Raw genomic sequence first — 4615 nt, 5'->3', positions numbered from 1 at the left:
CAGGTCCTGACGACGCGGGACCGGCTGCGCATCCGGTACAGCGACAACGCCGTGCAGGACGACAGCGCCGCGCAGGACCTCGCCGTCTACTTCACCGAGGAGCCCGACGACCTGCTGACGGTGACGCCCCAGACGACGGTGCGGTTCGTGTTCGAACGCCTGAGCACGTACGCCGTCCACGAGCTGAGCCAGAACCTGTTCACGGGCGGCATCGACCGGCTGCTGCTCGGGTCCCAGCAGGCCGCCGAGCCGAACTTCGTGCAACGCTACCAACCCAACACGGCGCTGGTGGACCTCGACCGGAGCCGGCTGCCGAATCAGATCGACTTTCAGGGGGTGAACCGCCTCTATTACGAAGAGCTGTTCTTCCACATCCCGTTCCTCATCGCCAACCGCCTCAACGCCAACCAGCAGTTCGCCGAGGCGCAGACGTGGTACCACTACATCTTCAACCCGACGGCGCGGGACGGCAGCACGAGCAAGAACCGGTTCTGGATGTATCTCCCGTTCCGCACGTTCGGCAGCGCCGAGTCGCTCGGGGCGCTGCTGGCCGATGAGGAGGCGCTCGCCGTCTACCGCCAGGATCCCTTCGATCCGCACGCCATCGCCCGGCTGCGTCTGTTCGCGTACCAGAAGGCTGTGGTGATGAAATACATCGACAACCTGCTCGACTGGGGCGACGCACTCTTCCGGCAGGACACGCGGGAGGCGATCAACGAGGCGGTGCAGCTGTATGTGATGGCCTACAACCTGCTCGGACCGCGGCCGCAGGCCAAGACTCCGAGGCGATCCGCCCGTCCCGGCACCTACGCCGACATCGCCGCGCGGTACGCGTCGGCGGCGACCGGCATCCCCGACTTCCCGAACGCGCATTCGACGGCCGCCGGCGCCGGCGTGCCCGCACCGCACGCCTTCATCGTCACCGACTTCTGCCTCGTCGAGAACCAGGTTTTCCTCGGGTACTGGGACCGCGTCGCCGACCGCCTCTACAAGATCCGGCAGAGCCTCAACATCGACGGCATCTTCCGGCAGCTGGCCCTGTTCGAACCGCCCATCGACCCGGCGGCGCTGGTCCGCGCCGTCGCCGGCGGTCGCGACATCGGCAGCGCCCTCGCCGACGCCAACGTGGCCGTGCCGAACTACCGGTACGGCTACCTCCTCGGCGAGGCGCGCGAGATGATCGGCACCGTGATCGATCTCGGGTCGTCGCTCCAGTCCGCCCTCGAGAGCAAGGACGCCGAGGCGCTCTCGCTGCTCGAGAACAAACACGAGCGGATCGTGCTGGAAATGACCACCACCGTGATGGTCTCCGCCGTCGACCAGGCGCGCGATGCCGTCACCGCGCTGACGATGAACCGGGAGCGTGTCCAGCTGACCAAGGACCGGCTCGACCGGCTCATCGAAGAGAACCTGTCGCCGGCCGAGAAGGCCGCCCTCATCCTGCAGGGTGTCGGGAAGGGCATCAAGATCGTCGGGTCGGTGCTGGAATTCGCGTCCTCGCTCGCCCACACGGTGCCGGATGCGACGGTCGGCGGGGCCGGCATCTCGAGCCCGCTCGCCGTCACGACCTACGGAGGCGGCAAGATCGCCGAAGCCCTCCACGGCGCGGCGACGGTGTCCAACATCCTCGGCGATGTCGTCATCGCGGCCGGCGAAATCACGGACAAGCTCGCCGACTACGAGCGCCGGCGCGGCGGATGGGAGCACGAACGCAACCTGGCCGCCAGCGAGATCGAGGAACTCAACATCCAGCTCGGCATCGCGCGGATGATGCACGAGTCGGCCCAGCGCGAACTGGACGTGCATATGCGCACCATCCAGAACAACCAGGAAGTGGCCGACTACATGCGGAGCAAGTTCACCAACCAGGCGCTCTACACCTGGATGGTGTCGCGCCTGTCGAGCCTCTACTTCCAGGCCTACAAGGTGGCGTACGACACCGCGAAGTCGGCGGAGAAAGCGCTCCAGTTCGAACTGCCCACGACGGAGTCCTACATCAACTTCGGCCACTGGGACAGCCTGAAAAAGGGCCTGCTCGCCGGCGAGTCGCTGATGCTGGAGGTCAATCGCATGGCGAAGTCGCATCTCGACCAGGACAGCCGCTTCCAGGAGATCGAACGGACCATCTCGATGAAAAACGAGCTGCCCGTCAGCTTCCTGGAGCTGATCGCGAACGGCGAATGCCAGTTCCAGCTGGACGAAACCCTGTTCGACCGCGACTACCCCGGCCACTACTTCCGGGTGATCAAGACCCTGGCGATCTCCATCGTGCCGAAAGCCAACGCCGGCCTCGACCAGAGCCAGTCTATCCGCGCCACCCTGGTCCAGATGGGCAACAAGGCGCTGCTGTCGCCCGACGCCGGCGCCGTCCGATACCTCATGGGCTTCGACGACGCCCAGCAGCCGGACGGCAATACGCTGCGCGTCAACTGGCGGTCCAACCAGCAGATCGCCGTGTCGAAGTGGCGGGATGACAACGGGATGTTCGGTCAGTTCGACCTCAACTTCCTGTTCGATGACCGCTACTTCCCCTTCGAAGGCACCGGGGCAGTCTCTTCGTGGATGCTCGAAATGCCGAAGGCCTCGAATCCTTCGATCGATTTCGCGAACATCGGAGATATCGTGATCACCCTGCGGTACACGTCGAAGTACGATGCGGGCGCGTTCAAGCAGAGCGTCATCGGGCTGCTGGGCGAGCTGGATGCGGGTTGACGGATGGTGTGAGATACGAGATGTGAGGTGCGAGATCCCGGATCTCGCATCTCGCATCCCGGATCCCGTATCTTGCATCCCCGCACCCCGCCAATCCCCAGCCATCCCATGCACCGACGCCACGCGCTCGCCCTCCTCGCCGCGGCCCCGTATGCCGTCGCCGGCTGCGGCCGGCCTTCGACCCGCTACGACGGCCTCGCGACCGGCCGCTACCTCGGCCCGTTGACCGTCGAGACCCGCCTCGAGGGCGGGCCGGCCTTCACCGAGGGGCCGGCGGTCGACCGCGACGGGGTCGTGTATTTTACGAACATCCCCGCGTCGCGCATCCTCCGGTGGGATCCGCGCGCCCGGGAGCTGTCGGTCTTTCGGGAGAACACCGGGCAGACCAATGGGCTGCGGTTCGATCCGCAGGGCCGGCTGCTCGCCTGCGAGGGGCAAGCCGGCCGGATCACCCGCACCGACCTGCAGACCGGCGTATCGACCACGCTCGCCAGCGCCTTTGAGGGGCTTCCCCTCGAGGCCCCGAACGACCTCGACTACGACAACCAGGGGCGCATCTATTTTTCCTCCCGCCCGACCGACGCCGTCCCTCGCCGGGGCAACGTCAATGCCGTCTATCGTCTCGATCCCGACGGGTCCATCCATCAACTCCTGCGCGAACCCGACGTGCACATGCCCAACGGCGTGGTGATCTCGCCCGACAACCGCACGCTGTATCTCATCGAGGCGCACCCGGATGCCGGGCGCAACCGCCACATCAAGGCCTACGACCTGCTCGCCGACGGCTCCGTCGCGAACCCGCGTATCCTGATCGATTTTTACCCCGGCCGCAGCGGCGACGGGATGTGCATCGACGCCGAGGGCAACCTCTACGTCGCCGCCGGCCTGCGCGCCCTGCGCAATACCAGCGAAACGCTCGACACGCGCGCCGGCATCCACGTGATCTCGCCGGCCGGCGAACTGCTCGATTTCGCCGAGACGCCCGAGGACACCATCACCAACTGCACCTTCGGCGGCGACGACCTGCAGACGCTCTACGTGACCAGCGGCGCCCTCCTCCTCAGCGCGCGCGCGACGCACCCCGGCAAGGCCTCCTACCGGCCGGCCGGATGATGGAGGAGCCAGCGCCTCGTTTTTCCCCGCCCGTACGGACCCCCGCACCCATAACCACACGACGATGCACAGACGTCAATTTCTGCAATCCACCGCCCTGGCCTCCGGCGCGCTGCTGGCCGGCTTTGGCGCGCCGGCCGCGCCCGGCTCCGACCTCCGCATCACCCGCATCCGGATGTACGAGCCGCAACGCACGAACCCGACCTTCAACCAGAGCGACCGCGTCGTCACCATCGAAACCGACGGCGGCGTCACCGGCATCGGGGAGGGCGGCTCGGCGGACATGTTCCGGCAGCTCGCCGGCCAGCTCATCGGAAAGGACCCCTTTCTGATCGAGGACCTGTGGCAGACGATGTTTCGGGGCTTTTTCTACACGCCCGGACGCGAGAAGCTGCACGCCCAGGGCGCGCTAGACCTCGCGTTGTGGGACATCAAGGGCAAGGTCCTCGGCGTACCCGTCTACGAACTGCTCGGCGGCCGTTCGCGGACCTACGTGCCCTGTTATTCGACCGGCTACCCCTCCCAGGGCCGCGACCTGACCGCGACCGCGCGCGCCTGCATCGACGCCGGCTTCCAGGCCATTCGCATCTCCACCGCCGGCGACGGACAGGGCATCTTCGACGCCAACGCCTTCATCGACGCCACCGTCCGCAATTGCGAAGCCGTGGCCGAGGGCGTCGCGCCGGACGGGTTCTGGGCCATCGACTACCACACCCGAATGGACCTGACGCAGGCGGTCCGCCTCAGTGCGCGCATCGAGGCGCTCAACCCCTACTTCTGCGAGGACCTC

The 4615-nt window shown here is 66.8% G+C and carries 3 protein-coding genes; all 3 read left to right on the top strand.

Translation table 11 applies throughout. The annotated features are described in order from the left end of the window. The coding region (locus R2834_24795) for a hypothetical protein (protein ID MEZ4703573.1) at positions 1 to 2712 on the top strand (2712 nt) is incomplete at its 5' end. Between the two features lie 108 nt (positions 2713 to 2820). Beyond that, complete coding sequence (locus R2834_24790; GenBank protein MEZ4703572.1) at positions 2821 to 3825, top strand: SMP-30/gluconolactonase/LRE family protein; 1005 nt, start codon at positions 2821 to 2823, stop codon at positions 3823 to 3825. A 64-nt stretch (positions 3826 to 3889) separates the two neighbouring features. Beyond that, the coding region (locus R2834_24785) for a hypothetical protein (protein ID MEZ4703571.1) at positions 3890 to 4615 on the top strand (726 nt) is incomplete at its 3' end.

It is taken from the genome of Rhodothermales bacterium (genome assembly GCA_041391505.1).
Taxonomy (GTDB): domain Bacteria; phylum Bacteroidota; class Rhodothermia; order Rhodothermales; family JAHQVL01; genus JAWKNW01.
Note: the sequence above shows the minus strand (reverse complement) of the source record. Positions and strands in the feature narration are given on the sequence as shown.